Source organism: Streptomyces sp. NPDC107498, assembly GCF_055582805.1.
The window spans coordinates 67088-93364 of sequence record NZ_JBVJPE010000001.1; the positions used below are offsets into that span (position 1 = coordinate 67088).

The 26277-nt window shown below is 71.4% G+C and carries 24 protein-coding genes and 2 pseudogenes; 8 read left to right on the forward strand and 18 right to left on the reverse strand.

What is annotated here, in order from left to right:
• Positions 1-37: 37 nt before the first annotated feature.
• Both ACZ66Z_RS00255 and ACZ66Z_RS00260 read left to right on the forward strand, forming a co-directional pair.
• Positions 38-1207, forward strand: a complete 1170-nt coding sequence (locus ACZ66Z_RS00255; RefSeq protein ID WP_469932235.1) for a molybdopterin-dependent oxidoreductase — start codon at positions 38-40, stop codon at positions 1205-1207.
• Positions 1204-1626: a hypothetical protein gene (locus tag ACZ66Z_RS00260; protein WP_469931702.1), complete on the forward strand. Its 423-nt coding sequence runs from the start codon at positions 1204-1206 to the stop codon at positions 1624-1626. Before ACZ66Z_RS00255 ends, ACZ66Z_RS00260 begins: the two co-directional genes overlap by 4 nt.
• On the opposite strand, the gene ACZ66Z_RS00265 is transcribed toward ACZ66Z_RS00260, so the two are convergent.
• The 3 genes from ACZ66Z_RS00265 to ACZ66Z_RS00275 are packed head-to-tail and all read right to left on the reverse strand — an operon-like array spanning position 1599 to position 3564.
• Positions 1599-2261 (reverse strand): class I SAM-dependent methyltransferase, encoded by a 663-nt coding sequence (locus tag ACZ66Z_RS00265; protein WP_469931703.1) that lies wholly within the window; start codon positions 2259-2261, stop codon positions 1599-1601. The genes ACZ66Z_RS00260 and ACZ66Z_RS00265 overlap by 28 nt on opposite strands.
• On the reverse strand, positions 2258-2890 hold the full coding sequence (locus ACZ66Z_RS00270; protein WP_469931704.1) for a TIGR04282 family arsenosugar biosynthesis glycosyltransferase: 633 nt from the start codon (positions 2888-2890) through the stop codon (positions 2258-2260). Before ACZ66Z_RS00270 ends, ACZ66Z_RS00265 begins: the two co-directional genes overlap by 4 nt.
• Entirely contained in the window at positions 2887-3564 is a 678-nt protein-coding gene (locus tag ACZ66Z_RS00275) for a glycosyltransferase family 2 protein (protein ID WP_469931705.1), read from the reverse strand. The genes ACZ66Z_RS00270 and ACZ66Z_RS00275 overlap by 4 nt, the downstream gene beginning before the upstream one ends.
• Positions 3565-3699: 135 nt before the next feature.
• On the opposite strand from ACZ66Z_RS00275, the gene ACZ66Z_RS00280 reads away from it, so the two are divergent.
• Both ACZ66Z_RS00280 and ACZ66Z_RS00285 read left to right on the forward strand, forming a co-directional pair.
• Positions 3700-4449 (forward strand): response regulator transcription factor, encoded by a 750-nt coding sequence (locus ACZ66Z_RS00280; RefSeq protein WP_469931706.1) that lies wholly within the window; start codon positions 3700-3702, stop codon positions 4447-4449.
• Positions 4446-5558 (forward strand): sensor histidine kinase, encoded by a 1113-nt coding sequence (locus tag ACZ66Z_RS00285; protein WP_469931707.1) that lies wholly within the window; start codon positions 4446-4448, stop codon positions 5556-5558. The genes ACZ66Z_RS00280 and ACZ66Z_RS00285 overlap by 4 nt, the downstream gene beginning before the upstream one ends.
• Positions 5559-5567: 9 nt before the next feature.
• Here ACZ66Z_RS00285 and ACZ66Z_RS00290 read toward each other — a convergent pair whose 3' ends face one another.
• The 9 genes and pseudogenes from ACZ66Z_RS00290 to ACZ66Z_RS00330 all read right to left on the reverse strand — a co-directional run bounded on the left by ACZ66Z_RS00290 (position 5568) and on the right by ACZ66Z_RS00330 (position 14743).
• Complete coding sequence (locus tag ACZ66Z_RS00290) at positions 5568-6629, reverse strand: NAD-dependent epimerase/dehydratase family protein (RefSeq protein WP_469931708.1); 1062 nt, start codon at positions 6627-6629, stop codon at positions 5568-5570.
• A 203-nt stretch (positions 6630-6832) separates the two neighbouring features.
• The gene (locus ACZ66Z_RS00295) at positions 6833-8308 is read right to left on the reverse strand and encodes a non-reducing end alpha-L-arabinofuranosidase family hydrolase (RefSeq protein ID WP_469931709.1); all 1476 of its coding nucleotides are present in this window, start codon (positions 8306-8308) and stop codon (positions 6833-6835) included.
• A gap of 13 nt (positions 8309-8321) precedes the next feature.
• The gene (locus ACZ66Z_RS00300) at positions 8322-8600 is read right to left on the reverse strand and encodes a cupin domain-containing protein (protein WP_469931710.1); all 279 of its coding nucleotides are present in this window, start codon (positions 8598-8600) and stop codon (positions 8322-8324) included.
• A 66-nt stretch (positions 8601-8666) separates the two neighbouring features.
• Complete coding sequence (locus ACZ66Z_RS00305) at positions 8667-9053, reverse strand: DUF6807 family protein (RefSeq protein WP_469931711.1); 387 nt, start codon at positions 9051-9053, stop codon at positions 8667-8669.
• Positions 9054-9089: 36 nt separating this feature from the next.
• Positions 9090-9230, reverse strand: a pseudogene (locus ACZ66Z_RS00310) (carbohydrate ABC transporter permease); the annotation flags it as partial.
• Between the two features lie 80 nt (positions 9231-9310).
• The gene (araD, locus tag ACZ66Z_RS00315) at positions 9311-10024 is read right to left on the reverse strand and encodes an L-ribulose-5-phosphate 4-epimerase AraD (RefSeq protein ID WP_469931712.1); all 714 of its coding nucleotides are present in this window, start codon (positions 10022-10024) and stop codon (positions 9311-9313) included.
• A gap of 44 nt (positions 10025-10068) precedes the next feature.
• A complete protein-coding gene (gene araA / locus ACZ66Z_RS00320) occupies positions 10069-11577 on the reverse strand; it encodes an L-arabinose isomerase (protein WP_469931713.1) in 1509 nt (502 codons plus the stop codon).
• 72 nt (positions 11578-11649) lie between these two features.
• Complete coding sequence (gene araB / locus ACZ66Z_RS00325) at positions 11650-13356, reverse strand: ribulokinase (RefSeq protein ID WP_469931714.1); 1707 nt, start codon at positions 13354-13356, stop codon at positions 11650-11652.
• A gap of 340 nt (positions 13357-13696) precedes the next feature.
• Entirely contained in the window at positions 13697-14743 is a 1047-nt protein-coding gene (locus ACZ66Z_RS00330) for a LacI family DNA-binding transcriptional regulator (RefSeq protein WP_469931715.1), read from the reverse strand.
• Positions 14744-14969: 226 nt separating this feature from the next.
• Here ACZ66Z_RS00330 and chvE point away from each other — a divergent pair, with 226 nt between their 5' ends.
• The 3 genes from chvE to mmsB are packed head-to-tail and all read left to right on the forward strand — an operon-like array spanning position 14970 to position 18960.
• Positions 14970-16079 carry a multiple monosaccharide ABC transporter substrate-binding protein gene (gene chvE, locus ACZ66Z_RS00335; RefSeq protein WP_469931716.1) on the forward strand — a complete coding sequence of 370 codons (1110 nt, stop codon included), beginning with the start codon at positions 14970-14972 and terminating at the stop codon, positions 16077-16079.
• Entirely contained in the window at positions 16076-17719 is a 1644-nt protein-coding gene (gene mmsA / locus ACZ66Z_RS00340) for a multiple monosaccharide ABC transporter ATP-binding protein (RefSeq protein WP_469931717.1), read from the forward strand. The genes chvE and mmsA overlap by 4 nt, the downstream gene beginning before the upstream one ends.
• Positions 17716-18960 carry a multiple monosaccharide ABC transporter permease gene (gene mmsB / locus ACZ66Z_RS00345; RefSeq protein ID WP_469931718.1) on the forward strand — a complete coding sequence of 415 codons (1245 nt, stop codon included), beginning with the start codon at positions 17716-17718 and terminating at the stop codon, positions 18958-18960. Before mmsA ends, mmsB begins: the two co-directional genes overlap by 4 nt.
• Before the next feature lie 75 nt (positions 18961-19035).
• Here the strand turns inward: mmsB and ACZ66Z_RS00350 are convergent.
• From ACZ66Z_RS00350 to ACZ66Z_RS00375, 6 genes and pseudogenes are all read right to left on the reverse strand, one after another.
• A pseudogene (locus ACZ66Z_RS00350) lies at positions 19036-19179 on the reverse strand (aldose epimerase family protein); the annotation flags it as partial.
• Positions 19180-19235: 56 nt separating this feature from the next.
• Entirely contained in the window at positions 19236-19616 is a 381-nt protein-coding gene (locus ACZ66Z_RS00355; RefSeq protein ID WP_469931719.1) for an aldose epimerase family protein, read from the reverse strand.
• 118 nt (positions 19617-19734) lie between these two features.
• Positions 19735-20733, reverse strand: coding sequence for a galactofuranose ABC transporter, permease protein YjfF (gene yjfF, locus ACZ66Z_RS00360; RefSeq protein WP_469931720.1), 999 nt, complete (start codon positions 20731-20733; stop codon positions 19735-19737).
• A complete protein-coding gene (locus ACZ66Z_RS00365; RefSeq protein ID WP_469931721.1) occupies positions 20730-21845 on the reverse strand; it encodes an ABC transporter permease in 1116 nt (371 codons plus the stop codon). The genes yjfF and ACZ66Z_RS00365 overlap by 4 nt, the downstream gene beginning before the upstream one ends.
• Positions 21842-23401: a sugar ABC transporter ATP-binding protein gene (locus ACZ66Z_RS00370; RefSeq protein WP_469931722.1), complete on the reverse strand. Its 1560-nt coding sequence runs from the start codon at positions 23399-23401 to the stop codon at positions 21842-21844. Before ACZ66Z_RS00370 ends, ACZ66Z_RS00365 begins: the two co-directional genes overlap by 4 nt.
• A gap of 68 nt (positions 23402-23469) precedes the next feature.
• Complete coding sequence (locus tag ACZ66Z_RS00375) at positions 23470-24471, reverse strand: ABC transporter substrate-binding protein (protein WP_469931723.1); 1002 nt, start codon at positions 24469-24471, stop codon at positions 23470-23472.
• Positions 24472-25436: 965 nt separating this feature from the next.
• On the opposite strand from ACZ66Z_RS00375, the gene ACZ66Z_RS00380 reads away from it, so the two are divergent.
• Complete coding sequence (locus tag ACZ66Z_RS00380; protein ID WP_469931724.1) at positions 25437-25859, forward strand: hypothetical protein; 423 nt, start codon at positions 25437-25439, stop codon at positions 25857-25859.
• Positions 25860-26277: the final 418 nt, after the last annotated feature.

Here is a 26277-nt window from a genome sequence, read left to right on the forward strand (position 1 = left end):
CGTTCGTACGGCTCCTCGTGGGGGTGTCATGGACCTCATGACCTTCCGCGTGCCCAAACCTGCGGTCCGGGCCCTGTCCGCGCTGCGGCCGCCGTCCTTCGACGGCCGGCTGCACGACGCCAGGACGGCGACGGCCGTCGGCCGGTGGCTCGGCGCCGCCTTCGGCGTCTGCCTGCTGACCGGTCTCGTCAGCCACTACCTCCAGCACCCGCCGGAATGGCTCGCCGATCACCTTCCCGCCCGGCCGGTGTGGGGTTACCGGCTCACTCAGGGCCTGCACGTCGCCAGCGGCATCGCCGCGCTCGTGCTGCTCCCGGTGAAGCTCTGGGCCGTGTACCCGCGCCTGTTCACGTGGCCGCCGGTCCGGTCCGTACGGCACGCGCTGGAACGCCTGTCGATCGCCGTCCTGGTGGCGACCGCCGTCTTCCAGGTGATGACGGGGCTGCTCAACACCGTCGAGTGGTACCCGTGGTCGTTCTCCTTCGTGCCGGTGCACTTCGCCGTCGCCTGGATCGTGGCCGGCTCGATCCTGCTGCACGTCGCCGTCAAGGCGCCCGAGATCGGGGCCCATGGGAGCAGGCGCTCCGAAGGGACGCGCGCGTTGCCGGCCGAGGACGTCACCGACCGGCGTTCGCTGCTCCTCGCCGTGGGCGGAGCGGTCGGCGTGGTGACGCTGACGACGGTCGGCCAGTCCGTCACCCCCCTGAAGGCGTTCGACCTGCTCGCGCCCCGCAGTCCCGACCACGGGCCCCAGGGGCTGCCGGTGAACCGGACCGCCGCCGCGGCGGGCATCACGGCCGACGGCCTGGGACGGTGGCGCCTGGAAGTGCTCGGCCCCCTGCCGTACGTCCTCGCGCTCGACGAGCTGCTGGCGATGCCTTCCGCGCGGGCACGGCTGCCGATCGCCTGCGTGGAGGGCTGGAGCGTCGACGCGGAGTGGGAAGGGGTGCGGGTGCGGGACCTGCTGGAGAGGGCCGGCGGACGGGCGGGCCGGGACGCCCTGCGGGTGACCTCCCTGGAGGCCCGGGGCGCCTACCGGGTGATGGAGATGGGTGCGGAGTACGCGGACGATCCGCTCACCCTCCTCGCCCTCGCGCTCAACGGGCAGCGGCTCTCCCCCGACCACGGCTTCCCCGCCCGGATCATCGCGCCCAACCGGCCCGGAGTCCTGCAGACCAAGTGGGTACACCGCCTGGAGGTGCTGTGAACCCGCTGCGGACGCTGCGTTACGCGGTCGGCGCTCTCGGCGTCGGCCTGATCGGCCTGGGGGCCTGGCTGGTGGCCGCCCAACCGGCTTCCGGCGACGTACTGGTGTGGCTGGCCGGAGCCCTCGTCGTCCACGACGGTCTCCTCGCCCCGCTGGTCCTGGCCGTCGGCCTGCTGATCGCCGGTCGGCCCGAACAGCGCTTGTGGCGCGGGGCGCTGGTGATCTCCGGCAGTGTGGTCCTGGTGACGCTGCCGCTCCTCCTGCGGCCCGGCCCGGCGCCCAACCCGTCGGCGCTGCCGCTCCCCTACGGGCGGAACCTCGTGATCGTGCTGGCGGCCGTGGCCGTGGGAGCGGTGTCGCCGCACCTCGTGCGGCTGTGGCGGCAGCGGTCTCAACGGCGGACCGGCGAAGAGGGCTGAGGAACGAGGGAGAGGAAGGAGCGTCCCGCGGCCGTCCAGCTCTCGGACACGGTCCATCCGGCTCCGGCCGCCCGGGCGGAGAGGGCCCGGGTGCCGACCCGGGCCCAGGGGAACGACTCGCCCCGGCCGCCGCGGCCGTCGTCGACCCGCACCTCGCAGCGCTCGTCGACGTCGACCGGCGCGCACTCGGCGAGGACACGACCGGTGCGGGAGACGATCCGGCGCAACCGTCCCAGCAGGCGGGCCGGATCGCCTCCGATCCCGATGTTCCCGTCGATCAGGAGGGCCGTGTCCCAGCGGCCCTCCCCGGGCAGCGGTTCGAAGACGGACCTGCACAGGGCCGTGCCGCCGACCCTCTCCGTACGGGACACCGCCTCCGGGCTGACGTCGATGCCCAGGGCCCGCCGCCCATCGGCGGCGAGGGCGGCGACGAGCCGTCCGGGACCGCAGCCGATGTCGAGGACCCGGTGGCCGCAGCGCTCCAGGACGGACCGGTCCGCGGCGTCCGGCGCCTCGCACCAGCGCTCGACCTCCAGGGGCAGCAGCCAGCCGTCGTCGCGCCGCAGGAACAGCGGGCCCCGCCCGGTGCGCAGGGCGTCGGTGTACGGATCGGAGCGCCAGGCCGTCGTGGTCACGAGGCCGTCCCCACCGTCGTGGCCGTCAGTCGGGCGTGCCGGGCCGCGAAGCGGGTGTCCGGTGCCTCTGCCGCGACCTGCCGGGCGTCCCGCGCGGTGTCCACGTCCCGCAGGACCGGCAGGAGGCCGACGCCCAGTCCGGCCGTCCGCAGCCGCGCGTGCTGCACGGCCCCCGTGTCGGGCCGGGACATCGGCACGCCGAGCAGGAGGGCGGGATCGGGAGCGGCGAGGCCGAGGGCCCAGAAGCCCCCGTCGGCGGCGGGGCCGAACCAGGCGTCGTGGGTGTCCCAGCACAGGGCGGGGGCGAGGACCTGCGGGGTGAGCTGCGGGGTGTCCATGCCGATGAGGAGCGCCGGACCGTCGCAGGCGGCGAACGCGGCCGCGAGCCGGACGTCGAGCCCGCCCGCCGTCTGGGGGACGACGCGGAAGCCGGGCGGCAGCCACGGTCCCGGTGCGCCGTCGAGCACGAGGACGTGCCGGTCCGCCGGGACGCGCGCCGCGGTGGCGAGCGTGTCCGCGAGGGCCGCCTCGGCGAGGGAGGCCGCCTCCTCCGGAGTGAACGGAGGTGTGAGCCGCGTCTTCGCACGGCCGGGCAGCGGCTGCTTCGCGATGACCAGGAGGGTGGTCACGGGCGGGCACCTCCGACGGCGACGGGCGCGTCGAGCACGCGCCTCATGTCGTTCACGGTCTGCCAGGTGCCCTTCCAGGTGCCGGTGACCTTGGAGCGGCCCGCCCGGGGCAGATAGGGCACGTCGACCTCGCGCACGCGCCAGCCCGCGTCGGCGGCCCGCACCACCATCTCCAGCGGATAGCCGCTGCGCCGGTCCGAGAGGTCCAGTGCCAGGAGGGCTGCGCGGCGGGCCGTGCGCATCGGTCCGAGGTCGCGCAGCCGGAGTCCGGTGCGGCGCTTGAGCAGCCAGGACAGGGCGGTGTTCCCCGCCCTGGCGTGGGCGGGCCAAGTGCCGCGCGCGGTGGGGCGACGGCGGCCGAGGAGCAGGTCGGCGGAGCCGTCGGCCACGGAGCGGACGAGGCCGGGCAGCAGGGCGGGGTCGAGGGAGGCGTCGCAGTCGCAGAAGCACACGAACTCGGCCTCGGCGGCGAGCAGCCCGGCCTGGCAGGCGGCGCCGAACCCGCGCCGGGGCTCGTGCACGACGGTGGCCCCGAGGTCGGCGGCGAGCGCGGCCGAGCCGTCGGTGGAGCCGTTGTCGACGACGATGGGCCGCCATCCGGCGGGGATCCGGGACAGGACCCAGGGGAGGGCCTCGGCTTCGTCGAGGCAGGGCAGGACGACATCTGCGGTCATGGGTGTCACACGTCTCACCGTAGGAACCGCGGGCGGCCTCCAGGCCCTTTCACTCCTTACGAAACGCGGACATCGGTCCGTGTACCCCCGGGTGGACGTGGCCTGCGGAGGCTCGCGGATGCGAGGGTGGGCGCCATGAGCGAGCACGACGCCCCGACCGCACCCGCCCGGATCCTGGTGGTGGACGACGACCCCACGGTGGCCGAGGTGGTCGGCGGCTACCTGGAGCGGGCGGGGTGCTCCGTCGAGCACGCAGCCGACGGCCCCGACGCGCTGCTGCGGGCGGAGCGGCGGCGGCCCGACCTGGTCGTGCTCGACCTGATGCTGCCCGGCCTGGACGGCCTGGAGGTGTGCCGGCGGCTGCGGGCCGACCGGCCCGTGCCGGTGATCATGCTGACGGCCCGCGGCGACGAGGAGGACCGGATCACCGGCTTGGAGGTGGGCGCGGACGACTACGTCACCAAGCCGTTCAGCCCGCGCGAACTGGTGCTGCGGGTCGAGTCGGTGCTGCGACGGACCCGTACGGCCGCCGTCCCGGCGGGCACGGGCCCCGTGCTCCGTGCCGGAGACCTCACCGCGGATCCCGCGACCCGCCGCGCCACCCGGGCGGGACGGGAGCTCTCCCTCACCCTGAGGGAGTTCGACCTGCTCGCGTACTTCCTGGGCCGCCCGCGCGCGGTGCACAGCAGGGAGGAGCTGATGCGGGAGGTGTGGGGCTGGGACTTCGGCGACCTGTCCACCGTCACCGTCCACGTGCGTCGGCTCCGCGCCAAGATCGAGGAGGATCCGGCCCGGCCCCGGTTCGTCCGGACCGTGTGGGGCGTCGGCTACAGCTTCGAGCCGGAGGGCGACGGGGAACACGAGAACGACGGAGAAGCGGCGTGAAGGACGTCCTGTTCATCGCCCTCTTCGCACTCGCGGGGGCCTTCTGCGCCGGTCTCGCGGGCGCGGTGGTCCTCCGGCTCGTGCGCCACCGCTCGGTCGCGGTCTCCCTGACCGTGGTCGCGGCCGTCACGGTGACGGCGATGCTCGCCGGGACGCTGGCCGTCGCCCAAGCCATGTTCCTGTCCGCCCACGACCTGTGGGTCGTGACCGTCGTGGCCGCCATGGCCGCCCTCGTCTCACTGGCCGTCGCGCTCCTCCTCGGACGCTGGGTCGTGGCCCGCAGCCACGCCCTGACGAAGGCGGCGCGGGACTTCGGCGACGGAGGAAGCTTCTCCGCCCCCGGCGGTACCGCCACCGCCGAACTGGCCGCCCTCACCCTCGAACTGGCCTCGACGAGTGCCAAGCTGGACGAGTCCCGTCGGCGCGAGCGCGCCCTGGAGGCGTCCCGGCGGGAGCTGGTCGCCTGGATCTCCCACGACCTGCGCACTCCGCTCGCCGGGCTGCGGGCCATGGCCGAGGCGCTGGAGGACGGCGTGGCGGCCGACCCGGCCCGCTACCACCGGCAGATCCGCACCGAGGTCGAACGCCTCACCACCATGGTCACCGACCTCTTCGAGCTCTCCCGCATCCACGCCGGCGCGCTCACCCTCACCCCGAGCCGCCTGTCCGTCTACGACCTGGTCGGCGACGCGCTCGGCGGCGCCGACCCGCTCGCCCGCGAGCACGGCGTGCGCCTGTCGGGAGATGCGGTCCAGCCGGTGCCCGTCGAGGTGGACGGCAAGGAGATGACCCGCGTCCTGGCCAACCTCCTCGTCAACGCCATCCGCCACACTCCGCCGGACGGCACGGTGGCGGTGGCCGCCGAGCGGCGCGACGACGCCGTCGTCCTGTCCGTCACCGACGGCTGCGGAGGCATCCGGGACGAGGACCTGCCCCGGGTCTTCGACACCGGCTGGCGCGGTACCGAGGCGCGTACCCCGCCCGCCGGAGCGGGCCTGGGGCTCGCGATCGTGAGGGGCATCGTCGAGGCCCACGCGGGCAGCGCGGAGGTGCGCAACGTTCCCGGAGGGTGCCGTTTCGAGGTCACCCTCCCGGCCGCCGCGGGCTGAGCGCGCCGGTCAGCCCGCGGCGGCGGAGGCCCGCTGTCCGGCGCGGGCGAACTCCTCCATCCCCTCGGCGAAACCGACCTCCGGCAGCCAGCCGAGGTCGTGCCGCAGTCGGGTCGAGTCGGCCGTGACGTGCCGGACGTCCCCGAGCCGGAACTCTCCCGTCACCACCGGTTCCGGGCCGCCGTGGGCGCGGGCCAGGGCGGCGGCCATCTCCCCCACCGTGTGCGGCTCCCCGCTGCCGACGTTGTACGGGGTGAGCGCCCCCGCCGGCAGGTCGTCGGCGGCTTCCAGCGCCAGCACGTCGGCGGCGGCGACGTCCCGCACGTGCACGAAGTCCCGGCGCTGTCCGCCGTCCTCGAAGACACGGGGTGCCTCGCCGCGCGCGAGGGCCGAGCGGAACAGGGACGCCACCCCCGCATAGGGGGTGTCGCGGGGCATGCCCGGCCCGTACACGTTGTGGTAGCGCAACGAGACCGCCGTCCCGTCCACCGAGCGGGCCCAGGACGCCGCCAGGTGCTCCTGGGCCAGCTTCGTCGTCGCGTACACGTTCCGGGGGTCGGCCGGAGCGTCCTCCCGGACGAGCCCCGGGACGAGCTCGGCGCCGCACGCGGGGCAGCGGGGCTCGAAGAGTCCGGCCGCCAGGTCCTCGGCGCGCCGGGGGCCGGGCCGTACCGGGCCGTGGCCGGGGCACTCGTACCGCCCCTCCCCGTACACGACCATGGAACCGGCGAGGACGAGGTGCCGCACGCCGCTCTCCGCCATCGCCGCGAGCAGGACCGCGGTCCCCAGGTCGTTGCAGCCGACGTAGTCCGGCGCGTCGGCGAAGTCCTTGCCCAGGCCGACCATGGCGGCCTGGTGGCAGACCGCCCGCACCCCGTCGAAGGCGGCCCGCACCGCCTGCGGGTCCCGGACGTCCGCGTGCAGGAACTCCACCGGGGAGGGGTCCGGGGCCGTGGGGTGTGCGCCGGGCAGCAGCGCGTCCAGGACGACGGGCTCGTGGCCCGCCGAGAGCAGTGCGGTGACGATGTGCGAGCCGATGAACCCGGCTCCTCCGGTGACGAGTACGCGCATGGTGCGACGTTAGGGGCCGATCGCCGTGCGGCGGGAGCGTCCGCGCCGTGACGTAAGGATTCCGTCATCGGGCGGCCCTTCGAGATGCCTCGCGCCCCGACTCCGTGCACACCAGGAAGAACCGCCGAGGCGACGCTGGTCCCGAACGCGGCCCCGGCCCGCGACCGTGGCGGGCTCGGGTGACGACCGAGCCCGCCACGTGGTCAGCGCTGGAGCGTCAGCAGACCCGGGCGGTAGGCCCACTGGCCGTAGTCACCGCCGGAGTCGGGGTCACGACCCTGGTAGAGGAACTGCAGGTTGCAGGGGTCGATCGTGAAGGTCTGGTCGGCGCCGGCGCGGACCAGCTCGCCGTGGCTGATGTCGTTGGTCCAGGTGGCTCCGCTGTTGGCCCTGCCCGCGAAGGGGCTGTTCTCGGTCGCGGCCTGCGGCGTCCACGAGCCGTTGAGGCTGGTGGCCGTGAACGAGCGGAAGTAGCGGCGTTCGTTCGCTCCCCGGGCCTCGACGATCATGAGGTACTGGTTCTGGCCCTTGACCCTGTAGACCTGGGGGGCCTCGAAGAGGTTCTTCTCCGTGTCGCTCATGACCGTCGTGTACGAGGAGCCGAAACTTCCCGGGAAGTTCCCGATCGGCATGCTCGCCCGGTAGATCCTGCCGTTGTCACCGGCGAAGAACAGGTACATGTTCGTCCCGTCGCCGATGAGCGTCTGGTCGATCGGGCCCGTTCCCGAACCGGTGATGCTTCCGGAGAAGAGCTCCTGCTCCGCCGACCACCCGTTCGGGTTGGTGGGGTCGGTCGACGTCCGGTAGGAGAACGCGGTCCCGCCCCACTGGTGGGCGAGCACCCAGATGTTCTTCGGCGCGAAGTAGAAGAGCGTGGGCGCGACGACGGAGTTCGTCATCGCGTTCTGGCCGGTGGAGGCCATCTGCGACCAGTCGGTGAACGGGGTGAAGTTCATCGAGCCCCAGCCCACTCCCGTCCCCGTGGTGCCGTGGGTCGTCGCGTAGACGAGGTGCTTGCCGTTGTGAGGAGCCACGGTGAAGTCCTTGAGCGAGGCCCATCCGGTCTTGGGCTGCGCCAGCGCGCCCGTCGACGACCAGCGGTAGGACGAGGGCAGGGCACAGGTGCCGGGGGTGCCGCCGGCGACCTTGACGAGCTGCCACTGCTGGTTGGCGCCGCCCCAGTCGTCGTACTGGACGACGTTCGCGTTGTCGGCGGTGGAGGCGCCCTGGACCTCGAGGGCCTTGCCACTGTGGCGGGCGACGAGCCTGAGGTGGCCGTCCGCGCTGTCGGCGAGCCGCCACTGTTGGTTGGTGCCGTTCGCATCGGTCCACTGGACGACCGCGGCGCCGTTGGCCGTGGAGCTGTTCTGGACGCCCAGGACCTTGCCGGAGTGGCGGGACTTGACGCGGTAGTAGCCGTCGCCGGAGGCGACGAACTGCCACTGCTGCTGGTTCTGGTCGTTCCTGGTCCACTGGGTGACGCGGGCGCCGTCGCCGGTGGCCAGGTTGTAGACGTCCAGTGCCTTGCCGCTGTTGCGGTTGACCAGCACGTACCAGGCGTCGGTGTCGACGGCCGCCGCTGCGGCGGGCGGGGCGGTGACGAGAGCGGCACCGAGCAGCAGGGACGCCAGGACGGCGAGGACGAGGCCCAGGATCAGCGGTGGCCGACGACGTGTCATCGGGGTTGCTCCTTCAAGGGAGGACGATGGGGATCTGCGGGGACGGTGCAGGAGTGGAGACGGCGTCGCCGGCCTCGGGCAGGCCGCTGTTCTGCATGAGGACCACGAGACGCAGGTCTCCGGCGTTGACGAGACGGTGGATCGTTCCCGGCGTGAACCCGACGACGTCGCCGGGGCGCAGCGGCGTGTCGGCGAAACCGGAGGTGGTGGGGGTCTGGACGCTGCCCGCCCCGCCGATCACGACGTAGGCCTCGGAGCAGACGAGGTGCACGTGGGGGGGGTGCCGCCGCATGCCCGTCGGCGCCCTCCCCCTCGTACACGGTCAGATCGGAGAGTCCCACGCCGCCGGGGAGCGGTGTCACCACGGGCGCTCCTCGACCTGCCGGGTCAGGCGCGCGAGATCCCACGCGCCGTCGGCCACGACCATCCGGTAGCGGCGCGCCAGGGTGTCGCCCAGGGCGAGGGGTGCCTCCTTGTCGAACGCCAGGGACGGATTGACGGCGGGGATGGGCTCGCTGCGGACGAACCACTGACAGGAGTCGTCCGGGTCGTCCAGGAACAGCGGGGTGGAGGATCGGTCGACCTCGTCGTGCGCGTCGACGAAGGCCGGTGGATGGGCTGGAGTTCGCCCCGGAAGTCGATGCCGACGCGTGCGAGGTTGGCCTGAGGCGCGTGCGGAGTCGGCCACTGCATGCGATGTGAGCGCTAACACAATGCCGACTGTCAGGGCGGTCGAGCGTTTCACAGAGTCTCCTCGGGGAGGGAGGCCACGCGGTACGGGTCAGCCCTTGGTCGCGCCGGCGGTGGGGCCGCCGATCAGTCGGCGCTCCGCGACGGCGTAGAAGGCGGGGGCGGGGACCATGGCGAGCACGATGTGCGCGAGGACCAGCGCGTAGTCGGTCGAGTACCGCCCTTGGAACTGGGCAAGGGCAGACGACAGTTCCAGTGACACGACCGCACCGGTGAGGGGAACCAGGATGATCCTGGCTCCCCTTCGTGCGGTCAGAGGGAGGGGGAATTGCCGTAGTAGGCGTCCGGGCCGTGCTTGCGCGTGAAGTGGCGGTCCAGGAGGTGCTGCGGAGGTTCGACCGTGCCCAGGGCGATGGTGTGGAGGGCCATCTCGGCCACCGCCTCGCAGATGACGGCGTGCTCCAGGGACGCGGTGGCGTCGGCGCCCCAGGTGAAGGGGCCGTGGTGGGCGACCAGGGCACCGGGGACCTCGCGGGCCCGGGTGTCGTCACGGCCCAGCAGGTCCACGATGACCTGGCCGGTGTTGTACTCGTAGCCCGTGGCGCACTGCTGGGGGGTGAGGGCCGCGGTGACGGGGACGGGACCGTTGAAGGTGTCGGCGTGGGTCGTGCCGAGCACCGGTATCGGGCGCCGGGCCTGGGCGAAGGCGACGGCGTGGGTGGAGTGCGTGTGGGTCACGCCTCCGATGGAGGGGAAGGCCAGGTAGAGGCTCCGGTGCGTCTCCGTGTCGGTGGACGGTCGCAGGTGGCCCTCCACGACGCTTCCGTCGGACAGGGAGACGACGACCAGGTCCTCCTCGCTCAGCACGTCGTAGGCCACGCCCGAGGGCTTGATGACGAAGACGCCGGCTTGTCGGTCCACACCGCTCACGTTGCCCCAGGTGAGGGTGGCCAGACCGGCCCGGGGGATGCGGAGGTTGGCCTCCAGCACCTCCCGGCGCAGTTCCTCGGAGACGGCGGTGGTCACGGAGGGCTCCGTCCTCGTGGGGGTGGAGGGGGTGGCGGGGGTGCTCACAGGCTCTGGGCCAGACGGTGGTAGGCCTGGCTCCAGCGCAGCTCGCGCGTGAAGGCCCGGACCGTGGTGTCCTCGTCGATGACGGCGAGTTCGGTCCGCAGCATCTCGGCGAGGTCGTCGAGCTCCTCGCCGCCGAGGGCGGTGGTCAGGACGGTGTGGTGCGGTGCTCCGGCCGTCAGCCAGGCTTCGGTGGAAGTGCGCAGGTCGGGACGGGGACGCCAGACGGCCCGGGCGACGGGGAGCTTGGGCAGCGGCTCGGGCGGAGCGACGACGTCGATGTGGTTGGCGACGAGGCGGAACCGGTCGCCCATGTCGGCGAGACCGACGACGACGGCCGGACCGGGATCCGCGTCGAAGACGAGTCGGACCGGGTCCTCGCGTCCGCCGATCCCGAGCGCGTGGATCTCGCAGCTGGGCGTGGCCGTCGTGAGGGAGGGGCAGACCTCCAGCATGTGGGCGCCGAGGATGAGTTCCCGGCCTGGCGTGAGGTCGTACGTGTAGTCCTCCATGAAGGAGGTGCCGCCGGGCAGGCCGTGGGCCATCGCCTTCAGCGCGCGCAGCAGGGTGGAGGTCTTCCAGTCTCCTTCGCCGCCGAAGCCGTAGCCGTCCGCCATCAGGCGCTGCACGGCGAGGCCGGGCAGCTGGCGCAGGCCCCCGAGATCCTCGAAGTTGGTGGTGAAGGCGCGGAACCCGCCTTCCGTGAGGAAGGTGCGCAGACCGGCTTCGACACGGGCGGCGTAGCGCAGGGATGCGTGGCGTTCGCCGCCGGGCCGCAGCTCGGGCGCGAGGGCGTAGAGGTCCTGGTACTCCTTGACGAGGGCGGTGACGGTGTCCTCGTCGGTCGCGTCGACCGCGGCGACGAGGTCGTTGACGCCGTACGTGTTGACCGAGACCCCGAACCGCAGCTGCGCCTCAATCTTGTCGCCCTCGGTGACGGCGACGTCGCGCATGTTGTCGCCGAACCTGGCGAGTTTGAGGGTGGTGAGCTCGGAGCGGCCGACGGCGGCGCGGGTCCAACCGGCGATGCGGTCGACGACGTCGGGGGCGGAGACGTGGCCGGCCACGGTCTTGCGCGCGACACCGAGGCGGGTCTGGACGAAGCCGAACTCGCGGTCGCCGTGGGCGGCCTGGTTCAGGTTCATGAAGTCCATGTCGATGGTGGACCAGGGAAGTCGGCGGTTGGCCTGGGTGTGCAGGTGGAGCAGGGGCTTGCTCAGGGCGTCGAGGCCGGCGATCCACATCTTGGCCGGGGAGAAGGTGTGCATCCAGGCGATGAGGCCGATGCAGCGGTCGTCGGCGTTGGCCTCCAGGCAGATCGCGCGGATGGCGGCCGCGTCGGTGAGGACCGGCTTCCACACCACGCGGACGGTCATCCGGGGCTGCCCGGCGAGGGTGTCGCAGATGGCGCGGGACTGGTCGGCGACCTGGGCCAGGGTGTCGTCGCCGTAAAGGGCTTGGCTGCCGGTGAGAAACCAGATCTCGCGGTCGGGCTGGGCGGGCGTCATGTCGGGTGTGCTCCTCGGAGGTGCTGGGGCGGAGAGGTCGGGCCGGCGCCCGGTGGCGGGAAGGCGCCCCGGTCAGCCGGTGGTGACGAGGCGTGCGGTGTTGCGGATCCGTCGCAGGCGGTGCAGGAGGAGGTCCGCTCCGGTACCGAAGTGGTCGTGCAGGGCGCGGTACTCCTGGAACAGCGCGTCGTAGGCGTCCGCCCGTGAGGGGTCGGGCACGTACGCCTGGCGCTGGACGCTGCCCATCACGGAAGCGGCGGAGCGGACGTCGGGGTAGGCGCCCGCGGCGACGGCGGCGTGGATGGCGGAGCCGAGCGCCGGCCCCTGCTCGGAGGTGCCGACGGACACGGGCCGGCGCAGCACGTCGGCGTAGATCTGCATGAGCAGCGTGTTCTTCCTCAGCCCACCGGTGACGATGAACTCCTCGACCGGGATCCCGCCGCCCTCGAAGGTCTCGACGATCACCCGGGTGCCGTAGGCGGTGGATTCGAGCAGCGCCCGGTAGACGTCCTCGGGCCGGGAGTCGAGGGTGAGGCCGGCTATGACTCCGGAGAGGTGGTGGTCGACCAGGGTGGAGCGGTTGCCGTTCATCCAGTCCAGGGCGACCAGCCCGTGCGCGCCGACCGGCTGGTCCGCGGCCTTGCGGGTCAGGAGTTGGTGGAGGTCCTCGCCCGATGCCCCGGCCTCGGCGCGGTAGTGGTCCGGGACGCCCTGGCGGAGCCACCAGGCGAAGATGTCGCCGACCGCGCTCTGACCGGCCTCGTAACCGTAGGCACCCTCGACGATGCCGCCGTCGACGACACCGCAGATGCCGGGGACCTCGGCGAGGGTGGCGCCGTTGAGGACGTGGCAGGTGGAGGTTCCCATGATGGCGAGCATCCGGCCGTTCTCCACGGCGCCCGCCGCGGGTGCGGCCACGTGGGCGTCGACGTTGCCCGCCGCGACGGCGATGCCCTCGGGGAGACCGGTCCAGTGGGCGGCCCGGCTGCTCAGGGTGCCGACGCGGGAGCCCAGCGGGGAGAGGGGGTGCTCCAGGCGGGTGGCGGGGAAGTCGGCGAAGTCCGGGTGCAGTCCGGTGAGGAAGCCGGGCGAGGGGTAGGTCCCGTCCTGATGGATGCCCTTGTAGCCGGCTGTGCAGGTGTTGCGGGACTCGGTGCCGGTCAGCTGCCAGACGATCCAGTCGGCCGCCTCGATCCAGCGGGCACAGGCCGCGTAGACGGCCGGGTCCTCTTCCAGGACCTGCAGGGCCTTGGCGTACTGCCACTCGGCGGAGATCTTGCCTCCGTACCGTGCGATCCACTTCTCGCCGCGTGCGTGAGCGAGGGCGTTGATGCGGTCGGCCTGGGCCTGGGCCGCGTGGTGCTTCCACAGTTTGGGCCAGGCGTGCGGGCGGTCGGCCCACTCGGGCGTCAGGGCGAGCGGAGTGCCGTCCGGGGCGGTCGGCAGGACCGTGCAGGCGGTGAAGTCGGTGGCGATGCCGATGACACGGGCCGGATCGACTCCGGCGTCGGCGAGCGCCGCCGGAACGGCGGTACGCAGGACGTCGCGCCAGTCCTCGGGGTGTTGCAGTGCCCAGTCGGGGGGCAGGGGGGCGCCGGTGGGGGGAAGGCGGTCCTCGATGACTGCGTGGCGGTACTCGTGGACCGACGAACCGAGTTCTGCGCCGTCCCGGACCCTGACCACGACGGCGCGCCCGGAGAGGGTGCCGAAGTCGACTCCGATGGTGCATGCCTCGGGGTGGTGAGGGGCTGCGGGGCCGGAAGGGGGGCGTGTGGTCACGATGTGGTCTCTCTCGTCATGAGCAGGGCCGGAGAAGCACCCTGATTGTTAACGCTCACAATTACCTTGGACAAGAGTTGCGTGGAGTTCTGTCGAACTTTCGGCAAGAAGAGGGGCCTCTGAAGTGAGCGCTCACCTGCTGCCCAGAGGCAGCCCGGGCGTCGCGACCGGCCCGGCGGGAGAGCCGGGCGGACGGAACGGTCGACGGAGCGCTTGCGCGGGCGGACCGACGCGCGCGCCGCCGGACGCCGGACATCAGGCGGCAGGCGGCAGGCGGCAGACCTGTCACCGGCCTCCACGAGGGCCGCCAGGAGGTCGTGGCGAGAGACCGGCCCCCGCGTCAGGATTCGTTCGAGGGGCGCGTACTCGCGCGCATGATGAGCTGCGGTTCCACCAGGAGGTGCTCGGCCTTCCGGGCGCGACCCTCGATGTGGTCCACCAGGAGCCCGATGCTCCGGCGCCCGATGGCGGCGAAGTCCTGGCGGACCGTCGTCAGCGGCGGAGGGAAGAACTCGGCCTCCGGGATGTCGTCGAAGCCGGCGACGGCGACCTGTCCGGGGGTGCGGATCCCGCCCTCGCGCAGCGCCCGCAGGACGCCGAGCGCCATCTGGTCGTTGGCGACGAAGACGGCCGTGACCGGTGTCGCTCCGCGGCGGGCCAGGGCGAGTCCGGCGAGTTCCTGCCCCGCCCGGTAACCGGACAGCGGGCTCCAGTCACCCGTCAGGACGCGCGGAGGGCGGATGCCGCTCGCCTCCAGGACGGTGCGCCATCCCGTGGTGCGGGCCTCGCTCTCCAGCCAGTCGTCGGGCCCCGCCACGTGCCAGACATTGCCGTGCCCGGCGGCGAGCAGGTGCTCCGTGACCATGCGCGCGCCGAGTTCCTGATCCAGGGAGACGCCGGGCAGGTCGAGCTGGTGCCCCCCCTCCACGGTGACCACGGGGAAGGGTGCGTCCAGCTCGGCGAGCGCCTGCACGTGCGAGCGTTGCGGGGTGATGGCGACGACGCCTTCCACACCCCAGGACGCGAGGTGGTCGATGGCGTCCTTGAGCCCCTGCCCCTCTCCGGTGCGCAGGCTGACGGTCGAGACGAGGTAGCCCTGCTCCCGGGCCGCCTCCTCCAGGCCGGTCAGGGTGCTGGCAGGGCCGTACAGGGCGGTGTTGACGGCGATGACACCCAGCGTCCTCGTGCGGCGCGTCACCAGGGCGCGCGCGGCGGAGTTGCGACGGTAGCCCAGCCGTTCGATGGCCAGGGTGACCTGTTCCCGCGTGGCCGCGCGCACGTTGGGGTGATCGCTCAGCACTCGGGAGACGGTCTGGTGGGAGACCCCCGCCTCTCGCGCGACGTCGGCCATCGTCGGCGGGCGGACGTCTTCCGCGGGATGCGCCACGTTCGCCTCCCTTCTCCCTGCTTACGGCTGTGCATCGATACGAGAAAAACCTTAGCGCCTCTTGTATCACGCCGTTGTGAGCGCTAACAATCAACTTCGACCGGGACGCCGACGTCCCGGCCACCCAGCCGGAACGGCGCCGTCCCGGCGGTGCGAGGTCGCGCGCCGCCGCCGAACCCGTTCCTCGGCCGGAGCCGCCCTCGACGACGGGATTACCGGGTAACCCATGAAGAAGTTCCGATCCGCATCCGCCCTCCTGGCCGTGACCACCGGCTGTGCCCTGCTCCTGACAGCCTGCGGGCAGAACAGCGAGGGCGGCAGCCAGGAGTCGAAGGACTCGAAGGACCACACCATCGGCATCGCGATGCCCACCAAGTCCTCCGAGCGGTGGATCGCCGACGGCCGCAACATGACCGAGAGCCTGAAGAAGGCCGGCTTCGCCACGACCCTGCAGTACGGCGAGGACGACCCCGACCAGCAGGTCGCCCAGATCGAGAACATGATCACCCAGGGCGTCGACGCCCTGGTCGTGGCCGCCATCAACGGCGAGGCACTGTCCAACGTCCTGCAGCAGGCGGCCGACGCCCACATCCCGGTCATCTCCTACGACCGGCTCATCCTGGGCTCCCCGCACGTCGACTACTACGCCTCCTTCGACAACGAGAAGGTCGGCGAACTCCAGGCCTCGTACATCGTCGAGAAGCTGGGACTGAAGGCCGGCACGAAGAAGGGCCCCTTCAACATCGAGTTGTTCGCCGGGTCCAACGACGACAACAACACCAAGTACTTCTTCAACGGTGCCATGAAGGTGCTGAAGCCCTACATGGACAAGAAGCAGCTGGTCGTGCGCTCCGGGCAGACCCGGCTGAACCAGGTCACCACGCTCAGGTGGGACGGCGGTACGGCCCAGAAGCGCATGGACGACCTGCTGACCTCCGCGTACTCCACGGCCAGGGTCGACGCCGTCCTCTCCCCCTACGACGGCATCTCCATCGGCATCCTGTCCGCCCTGAAGTCCGACGACTACGGCAGCAGCGCGAAGCCACTGCCGGTCGTCACCGGCCAGGACGCGGAGGTCGCCTCCGTGAAGTCGATCATCGCGGGCCAGCAGACGCAGACCGTCTACAAGGACACGCGCGCACTCGCACAGGTCGCCGCAGACATGGTGACCGCCGTCCTCGCGGGCAAGAAGCCCGAGGTCAACGACGACGCCACCTACGACAACGGCAAGAAGGTGGTCCCGGCCTTCCTGCTCGATCCGGTCAGCGTCGACAAGACGAACTACCGGAAGGTCCTGGTCGACTCGGGCTACATCGACGCCGAGGAACTGCGGTGACGCCCGCCCCGGCCCCCTCCCCCGAGGTTCCCTCCTCCGCCCCGTCCCCGGCCGGCCCCGTCCTCGAGATGCGGTCCATCGTCAAGACCTTCCCCGGGGTCACAGCACTGTCCGACGTGACCCTGTCCGTGCAGCGCGGCGAGGTGCACGCCCTGTGCGGAGAGAACGGTGCCGGCAAGTCGACGCTCATGAAGGTCCTGTCCGGCGTCCACCCGCACGGCACCTACGAGGGCGAGATCCTCTTCGAAGGCGAGCCGTGCCGGTTCAGGGACATCAAGGCCAGCGAGCAGCGCGGCATCGTCATCATCCACCAGGAGCTCGCACTCGTTCCCCATCTGTCGATCGCCGAGAACGTCTTCCTCGGCAACGAGCCGTCCCGGCGCGGGATCATCGACTGGCACGAGGCGCTGCGCCGTGCTTCCGAACTGCTCGGGCGGGTCGGGCTCGACGAACACCCCGAGACCCGGGTCGCCGACATCGGTGTCGGCAAGCAGCAGCTCGTGGAGATCGCGAAGGCGCTGGCGAAGAACGTCCGCCTGCTGATCCTCGACGAGCCCACCGCGGCGCTCAACGACGAGGACAGCGCGAAGCTGCTGCGGCTGATGCGGGAGCTGAAGAGTCAGGGCATCACGTCGATCATCATCTCGCACAAGCTGAACGAGATCGCCCGGATCGCCGACTCCGTCACCATCCTGCGCGACGGGCGCTCCATCGAGACCCTCGACGTCAGGGACGCCACCACCACCGAGGAGCGCATCATCCGCGGCATGGTGGGGCGGGACCTCGACAGCCGGTTCCCCGACCGCACGCCGTACGAGGGCCCGGCCGACGCCGCCCCTGTCCTGGAGATCCGGAACTGGACCGTACGTCACCCCCTCGACCGCGGCCGCAAGGCCGTCGACGGGGTCTCGCTCCAGGTCCGCCGCGGTGAGATCGTCGGCGTCGCGGGGCTCATGGGTGCCGGCCGGACCGAACTCGCGATGAGCGTCTTCGGACGTTCCTACGGTCACTACGAGCAGGGCACCGTGCTCAAGGACGGCCGTGAGGTACGGACCCGCACGGTCCCCGAGGCGGTCGCCCACGGCATCGCGTACGTCACGGAGGACCGCAAGCACTACGGGCTCGACCTCGGGGACTCCGTGAGCCGGAACATCTCGCTCGCGTCCCTCGGCGCCCTCGCCCGCCGCGGCGTCGTCGACGGGCATGAGGAGCGCAAGGTGGCCGAACGGTACCGGCGGACCATGAACATCAAGGCTCCGAACGTCCTCGAGCCGGTCGGCCGCCTTTCCGGCGGCAACCAGCAGAAGGTCGTTCTCAGCAAGTGGATCCTCGCCGGGCCGGACGTCCTCATCCTCGACGAGCCCACCCGCGGAGTCGACGTGGGAGCCAAGTTCGAGATCTACACCGTGATCGACCGGCTCGCCGCCGAGGGCAAGGCGATTCTCCTCATCTCCTCCGAGCTGCCCGAACTGCTCGGCATGTGCGACCGCGTCTACACCATGGCCGCAGGCCGGCTGACCGGCGAAGTCGCCCGCGAGGAAGCCACCCAGGAAGTCCTGATGCGGCACATGACGCAGGACGCCCCCGCACCACCGGCGGTCACCGCAGGCGCCGCCTCCAGCGAAGGACACCAGGCATGAGCACCGACGTCAGCACGAAAACGACCACACCGACGCCCCCGGGCCGCGGTGCCCCGTCCACCGGGACACCGCTGGCCCGGGTACTCCTGGACGGCGTCCGGCGGAACATGCGCCAGTACGGGATGCTCTTCGCACTCGGCCTGATCGTGCTCCTGTTCCAGATCTGGACGGGCGGCGACCTCCTGCTTCCGCGCAACGTCTCCAACCTGGTGCTGCAGAACAGCTACGTCCTCATCCTGGCGATCGGCATGATGATCGTCATCATCTCCGGGCACATCGACCTGTCGGTGGGCTCCCTGATGGCCCTGGTCGGTGGGATCGGGGCGGTGCTCATGGTCGAGCACCAGGTGCCCTGGCCCGTCGCGGCGCTCCTCACCCTGCTGCTGGGAGCCGTCGCCGGCGCCCTGCAGGGCTTCTTCATCGCGTACCTCGGCATACCGTCGTTCATCGTGACCCTCGCCGGCATGCTGCTGTTCCGCGGACTCACGGAGATCTTCCTCAAGGGTCAGACGCTCGGCCCGTTCCCGGACGGACTGCAGAAGGTCGCCAACGGCTTCCTGCCGGAGGTGGGACCGCAGACCAACTACCACAACGGGACCCTGCTCCTCGGCCTGGGACTGGTCTCCTACGTGGTGTTCCAGGAGGTACGGGACCGGCGTCGCCAGCGTGAATTCGCTCTGGAGCCGCTCCCCACGGGCCTGTTCGCGCTGAAGCTGACGGCACTGGTCGCCGCCGTCCTGGTCACCACCCTGCTGCTCGCGAGCTACAAGGGCGCCCCCGTGGTCCTCCTGATCCTGGCCGCGCTGCTGGTCGGCTTCGGTTACGTGATGCGCAACGCGGTGATCGGCCGCCACGTGTACGCGATCGGGGGGAACCTGCCGGCCGCCAAGCTGTCCGGGGTCAAGGACAAGAAGGTGACCTTCGCCGTGTTCCTCAACATGGGAATGCTCGCGGCGCTCGCCGGGCTCGTCTTCGCCGCGCGCTTCAACGCGGCCTCGCCGAAGGCGGGCGTCAACTTCGAACTGGAGGCCATCGCGGCCGCGTTCATCGGCGGGGCGTCGATGAGCGGTGGGATAGGGACCGTCCTCGGAGCCATCATCGGCGGTCTGGTCCTCGGCGTGCTCAACAACGGCATGAACCTCGTCGGGGTGGGCACCGACTGGCAGCAGGTCATCAAGGGCCTGGTGCTCCTCGCGGCGGTCGGCTTCGACGTGTGGAACAAGCGCAGGGCGGGTGCCTGACACCGCTCCGGACACGGCTGTGCCCGCCAGTTCCTCCCCCGGCGGGCACAGCCGTGTCGACGTGTCCGTACTCGATCAGTCGCGGGTGCTGGACCGCAGGACCGTCCTCGACCGGTACTCGCCGCCGGGTCGCAGCACCGCGGACGGGTCGCCGGAGCGGTTCGGGGAGTCGGGGAAGTGCTGGGTCTCCAGCGCGATGCCGGCGCCCGCCCGGGAGGGCGTACCGCTCTTGCCGAGGACCGCGGCGACCGGTGTGCAGGGGGAGGCGTCGACGGTCAGTGCGTGGTCGAGGACGTCGCCTGCGTCCTCGCCGTCGAGGTCGAAGTAGGGCAGTGGCCGTCCTCCTGCGTGGTCGGCTGGTACGGCTTCGCGTCCGGGGAGAACCGACCGTGTGCGATGCGGTGGGCGTAGCGGCCGACGGCGGCGCCGAAGTACCGGGCGGTGGCGGCCGTCCGGGCCGGGTCGCGAGGAGCGAGGACGGTGTCGGCCGAGGTGCCGCCCCGGTCCGGCGCCCACGGCCCGTGGAGGCGGGCGCCGCGGGTGTGCACCTCCGCCGTGAGGCCGCCGGGGAAGCCGAAGGTCCGTCGTTGTCCGGCGTACGGATCGGGGCGGCAGACCGGGGGGACCCCGGCGAAGGGGGACGGTGGCGGGTTCATGGAGGTTCCCTGTCGGCGAGAGGCGACAGCCGGAAGGGGGCAGGGAAGACCCTGCCCCCTCCTTGGGCGCGTTCGTCCGCGGAGGACGACGGTTCGGGGTTCACTCTTGACGAGGCGTCTATTCCGCCTGGCGGGACCTTCCGAAGAGGCGTTGGAGGAGGATGAAGACGAACAGCAGACCACCGATGACGATGCGGGTCCACCACGAACTGAGCGTGCCCTGGAAGCTGATGACGGTCTGGATCAGGCCGAGGACCGTCACGCCCAGGGCGGTTCCCAGGACGAAGCCGGAACCACCGGTCAGCAGTGTCCCGCCGATCACGGCGGCGGCGATGGCGTCGAGTTCCATGCCGACGGCGTGCAGGGCGTAGCCGGACAACATGTAGAAGGTCAGCAGCAGACCGCCGAGGGCGGAGCACAGACCGCTCACGGCGTACACCACGACCTTGGTGCGGCCCACAGGCAGGCCCATGAGACGGGCGGAGGACTCGTTGCCGCCCAGGGCGTAGACGGTGCGGCCGAAGCGGGTGTGGTGGAGGACGACGAAGGCGAGCACCAGCACGACCAGGGCGATGACCACGGCGGGTGAGACGAACAGGCCCCCGGGCAGGAGCACCCGCGTCTGGGCGATGCGGGTGGTCGTCGGGTCGGTGACGGAGACGGACTCGGTGCTGATCGTGTAGCAGAGGCCGCGGGCGAGGAACATGCCCGCGAGAGTGACGATGAAGGGCTGGATCTCGAAGGCGTGGATCACCCAGCCCATGAGGGCGCCGCCTCCTGCTCCCACCAGCAGGACCACCGGCACCGCCAGGGCGAGCGGCAGGCCGTTCTGTTCGACGAGCCAGGCCGTCAGCATGGTCGACAGGGCCACCACGGAGCCGACCGAGAGGTCGATCCCGCCGGTGAGGACGACGAACGTCATGCCGATCGCCACGACGAGCAGGAAGCCGTTGTCGATCAGGACGTTGAGCAGGATTTGTGCGGAGAAGAAGCCTTCGTACTGCACGGAACCGATCGAGAACATCGCGACCAGCAACGTGGTCGTCACCATGAGCGGCAGGCGGGAGGCGTGCCTCGCCGAGAAGCGGTGGAGCGGCTTGGTGAGGATGGTGCTCACGGGTGGACCTCCTGCCGACGGGCCGTCAGGTCGCCGGCCGCGGATGCCGGGTCCGGGGCGGCCGTTCGGCGACGGCGTGAGAGCCGCGCGCGGAACGCGGGCGACTGGACGAGACACACGACGACGACGACCAGGGCCTTGAAGACGAGGGTGGTCTCGGGCGGTACGCCGAGGGTGTAGATCGTGGTCGAGAGGGTCTGGATGATCAGCGCGCCCAGGACCGTCCCGCCGAGGGAGAAGCGACCGCCCGTCAGGGCGGTGCCACCGATGACGACGGCGAGGATCGCGTCCAGTTCGATCCACAGGCCGGCGTTGTTGCCGTCGGCACTGGACACGTTGGAGCTGATCATCAGGCCGGCCACCGCGGCGCACACGGCGCTGACGACGTAGACCGTGACCAGGAGGCCGGCTGCCCGGATGCCGACGAGTCGGCTGGCGGCCGGGTTGCCGCCCACCGATTCGATGAGCAGCCCGAGCGCGGTCCGCCGGGTGACGAGGGAGGTGACGGCGACGAGGGCCGCGGCGAGGAGGACGGCGAAGGGGAGGGTGAGCCAGTATCCGCCGCCGATCATCCTGTAGGCGCTACTGGAGACGCTGATGATCTGGCCGTCGGTGATCAGTTGGGCCACGCCGCGTCCGGCGACCATGAGGACCAGCGTGGCGACGATGGGCTGGACGCCGAGCCGGGCGACGAGGAAGCCGTTCAGCAGTCCGATCGCGGCGGCCACGCCGATCGCCAGCGCGATCGCGGACAGGAGGGCGGACGAGCTCCCCGGGTCCTTCGCGGTGGCGATGTGCTCGCACGCGAGGGCGCCGGCGATGGCGACCGTCGAGCCGACCGAGAGATCGATGCCCCGGGTGGCGATCACGAGCGTCATGCCGAGCGAGACGAGGGTCAGGGGGGCACCGAACTGCAGGATGTCGATCAGGCTGCCGTACAGGTGTCCGTTCTGGATGCGGACGGCGAGGAAGTCATGGGTGAAGACGACGTTCCCCACCAGCAGGGCGGCCAGCACGGCGGCGGGCCAGAACAGGCGGTGCTCGATGGGCCGCCGGGTGCCGGGCGCCCGGACCGGGCGCTTCCCGGTGCCGGTGTCGTCAGGTGGTGTCATGAGGTGGCTCCGGTGGCGATGGCGCCCAGGATCCGGTCGGGCGTCAGGGTCGTGTCGTTGGGAAGGGTGGCGACGAGCCGGTGGTCGCGCAGGACGCCCACGCGGTGGCTCAGCCGCAGCACTTCCTCGAGTTCGGCGGAGATGAAGAGGACCGCGGCGCCTTCCGCGGCCAGGTTGGTGACCAGTTTCTGGATCTCCGTCTTGGCGCCGATGTCGATGCCCCTGGTGGGTTCGTCCAGGATCAGCAGATCGGGGTCGGTGAGCAGCCACCGGGCGAGCAGCACCTTCTGCTGGTTGCCCCCGCTGAGGTTGCGGACCTGCGCCTCGGGGGCGGCCGGGCGGATGTCGAGGACCTCGATCCACCGGGCGGCGATCTCTTCCTGTCGGGTGCGGGAGAGGGGCCTGGTCCAGCCGCGTGCGGCCTGGAGGGCGAGCACGATGTTCTCGCGGACGGTGAGTTCGCCGATCAGGCCCTCCGCCTTGCGGTTCTCCGAGCAGAAGGCGATCTTGCGGGCGATCGCGGCGCGCGGCGAACGCAGGACGGCGCGCCGGCCGTCGATCCGCAGCTCACCGCCGTCGGCGTGGTCCGCGCCGAAGAGCAGCCGGGCGGCCTCGGTGCGTCCGGAGCCGAGGAGTCCGGCCAGCCCGATGACCTCGCCACGGTGGATGTCCAGGTCGTAGGGCTGGACGGCCCCGGCCCGGGCGAGGCCACGGGCGCTGAGGAAGGGCGTGTCTCCGGAACCGGGGCCGGCCTTGGGACCGGTGTGGGACGTCTCGGCGAGCTCGTCGAGGATGCGCAGTTCGCTGCCGACCATGCGGTGTACGAGGGTGACGGGTGTCAGCTCGTCGATCCGGTACTCGCCTTCGAGACGCCCGTTGCGCAGGACGGTCACCCGGTCGCACAGGTCGAAGACCTGGTCGAGGAAGTGGGTGACGAAGAGGATCGCGGCGCCCCGGTCGCGCAGTCTGCGCACCAGGGTGAACAACTGGGCGACTTCGTCCCGGTCGAGGCTGGAGGTGGGCTCGTCGAGGATGAGGACCTTCGCCTTGACGTCCACGGCCCGTACGATCGCGACCAGTTGCTGGACGGCGAGGGAATGCGCGTTCAGCGGCAGGCGGACGTCGAGGTCCAGGTCCAGTTCGGCGATGAGCCGTGCCGCGCGTTCGCGGAGGGCCGGCCAGTGGACCAGCCCCAGGCGCCGGGGTTCACGGCCGATGAGGATGTTCTCGGCGACGGAGAGGTTGGGGCACAGGTTCACCTCCTGGTACACCGTGCTGATTCCGGCGTGCTGCGCTTCCAGTGGTTCGGCGAATCGCTGGGGGCTGCCGTCGACGGAGACCGTTCCCGCGTCGGGTGGGTGGACGCCGGTGAGCACCTTGATGAGGGTGGACTTGCCGGCGCCGTTCCCGCCCATCAGGGCGTGGACCTCGCCGGGGAAGAGACGCAGATCCACGCCGTCGAGGGCGAGGACTCCGGGGAACACCTTGCGGATGCCCTGGGCCTCCAGGACCGGCCGGCCGGTGTGGGTGGGTGCGGGGGTGGGTGGGGCTGCCATCCGCCCTCCTCTCCTGAGGGGTCGGGGGCGGCGCGAGGACCGCCCCCGGTCCGGTGCGGGCGTCGGGTTCAGTACTGGCGGCCGGGCAGGGCGGCCGCGGCCTGGTCCTGGGTGAAGACGCCCTCCTCGACCTCGACCCGCCGCGGGACGCTCTCCCCCGCCGCGACCCTCTTGGCGAGTTCCATCAGCTGGTCGCCGAGGAGCGGGTTGCACTCGACCACCACGTTGATCTTCTTCTCCCGCATGGCGACGAAGGCGTCCTTGATGCCGTCGACGGAGATCACCTTGATGTCGGTGCCCGGCTTCTTGCCCGCCTCCTCGATGGCCTGAACGGCGCCGAGGGCCATGTCGTCGTTGTGGGCGTACAGGACGTCGATGTCCTTGTGGGACTTGAGGAAGGCCTGCATGACCTCCTTGCCCTTGGCGCGGGTGAAGTCCCCGGTCTGGGACGCGACGACCTTGAACTTGGAGTCGCCCTTGACGACCTCGGCGAAGCCGGCCTTGCGGTCGTTGGCAGGTGCGGAGCCGGTGGTGCCCTGGAGCTCGACGACGTCGACCGGTTCGGAGGACCCCTCGTACTCCTTCACGAGCCACTTGCCGGCCTCCCGCCCCTCCTTGACGAAGTCGGAGCCGAGGAAGGTCCGGTAGAGGGAGGTGTCCTGCGAGTCGACCGCACGGTCGGTGAGGATCACCGGGATGCCGGCGCTCTTGGCCTCCTTCAGGACGGTGTCCCAGCCGGACTCCACCACCGGGGAGAAGGCGATGACGTCCACCTTCTGCTGGATGAACGTGCGGATCGCCTTGATCTGGTTCTCCTGCTTCTGCTGCGCGTCGGAGAACTTCAGCGTGATGCCGGCCTTCTCGGCCGCCTCGCGTACGGACTTGGTGTTGGCGGTGCGCCAGCCGCTTTCGGCTCCCACCTGGGCGAACCCGAGCACCAGCGTGCCGTCGGGGGAGCCCTTGCCCGTGTCGCCGGTGGTGCCGGTGGACGCGGGCTCGGTGGTGCAGGCGGTCAGCACCCCAGCGGCCAGAACGGCGGCGGTGATGACACGGAGGGCTCTGTGGGCCATGTCGAGGTTCCTTTCGGGACGTGCGTCGTACAGGGCGGTGCCCTGAAGGGGCTGGGCCCGGCGAAGGTGGGGCCGCGCAGAGCTGGTCGGGCCGAGCGGAGACGAGTGTGCATGGGCCCCCGACGGCCATCGGGGGTGCCGAACGCGACACATTGTGAGCGCTAACAGAGTCGTAACTCAAGGGCTCGTACAGCCGTTACCCGTTTTTGATGCAGAGAGGCGAGTCGAGTGCACCGTCAGTCGCGACTCAAATATGTGAGCGTTAACAGCAGCCCGCAGGGGCGCCCTGCGACACAGAAGGCCCCACGGAACGAAGCCCGTTGACGCACCCCACCGTGCTTCGTATCGTCGCGACGTCGGAGACGACGCCGAAGCCGAGGCACATGGCGTCGGCGCACGCGCCGTTTCGGCACCGAACGCAGCCCACTCCCTCAGAGCGGGCCCATGCCGCGGACGAGCCGTCGCGTCATGCGGCGAACCTCCCGAAGCGACGGCCTCGCGAGCCGGAGGCACGGTAGGGAACCGGCCCCGGCCGACGGCACACGGGCCCCTTCGGCGCTGGGAGCGGAAGCGCGTACGGGCCCGGCTGCCGACGTTGCCGCACGCGAGCAGCACCGAGCACCTGGGGTGCGAACGTCTGTTCCATGATCCGCAGGACCCGTCAGTACGCGGCCAGTGCGTAACGCGATGGTACAGAGCATCAGGATCTCCCCCGGTGGGGTCACCATGGAACCGGATGACGAGTTCCGCCACCGCAAGCGCCGCCGGCGACGGGTGGATGGCCACCCGTCGCCGGCCCTCAGGATGACGAACGCGTCACGGAGGCCAGTGCGAAACCGGTCCCTCAGAAGCCGTTTCTCCACCGATCGCGGTGGGCGCGAGTTCGAGTGTGCCCGCCCGGCCGGGTGATCTTTCGGTGCTCTGGGTATCAAGCCAAGGGTGATCGGCGAACGGGAGGACTTCGAATGGGGGCAGCGGACGAGCAGGGCCTTCAGGACGGGGAAGGCTGGCTGACGAAGGCCGAAGTCCGGGAGATCTGGCCGCAGATCAGGCCGATCAGCATCAGGGCCGTGGCGCGGGCCAACGGCGTGCGCACCTCGGCTGCGCCCTCCCGGGACCTGACCCGCGAGCCGACCTACCACGCGGCCGACGTGCACCACGTGGCCGCGCGGATCGCCCGGGGCGAGGCCGAGGTCGCGCCCCGGCAGCGCGCCGACTCCGACGCCGCACGCGACGACGCCACACCCGGCCCGCCGGTTCGACAGCCCGTCAGCTGGGGGTCCGAGAACGTGCCGGGGCTGATCCTGCTGGCCATCGTCGTGGGGCTGGTCCTCTGGGGCCTGACCTCTCCCGACAACCACGGCACGGTAACGGGCTTCGTGCGCTGAGTGCACGGTCCTCGTGCCGTGGCTCGCGAGGACCGCGTCCGCCGGAGGGGCCGCCCCCAGCAGCGACAACGACGGGGCGACGACCAGCGATGCGGTCGAGCCGCGCACGAGCAGCGAGTTGCCGTACGGATGAGCGCCTCGTCCTTCGCCGACGAGCACGCTGACTCGACCGCACCCTGCCGGCCCGTACCTTCCGACGGGCGTGTCCCTCACGTGTGGATCCTCCGGTCCGGCATTCGGTTTCAGGGCTCGCGACGTGCGCGGCCGCCGCATCGGCCATCGAACCGCCTCCGCCCCAACCGCTGTACACCGCTGCGCCGAGGACATCCGAGACGGCACCGCCGGCCTGCCCCGTGACGAGCGTGCTGCCCGACGGACAGGTCGTCCAGGGCCGGCTCTGCGCCCGGCAGTGGACGAA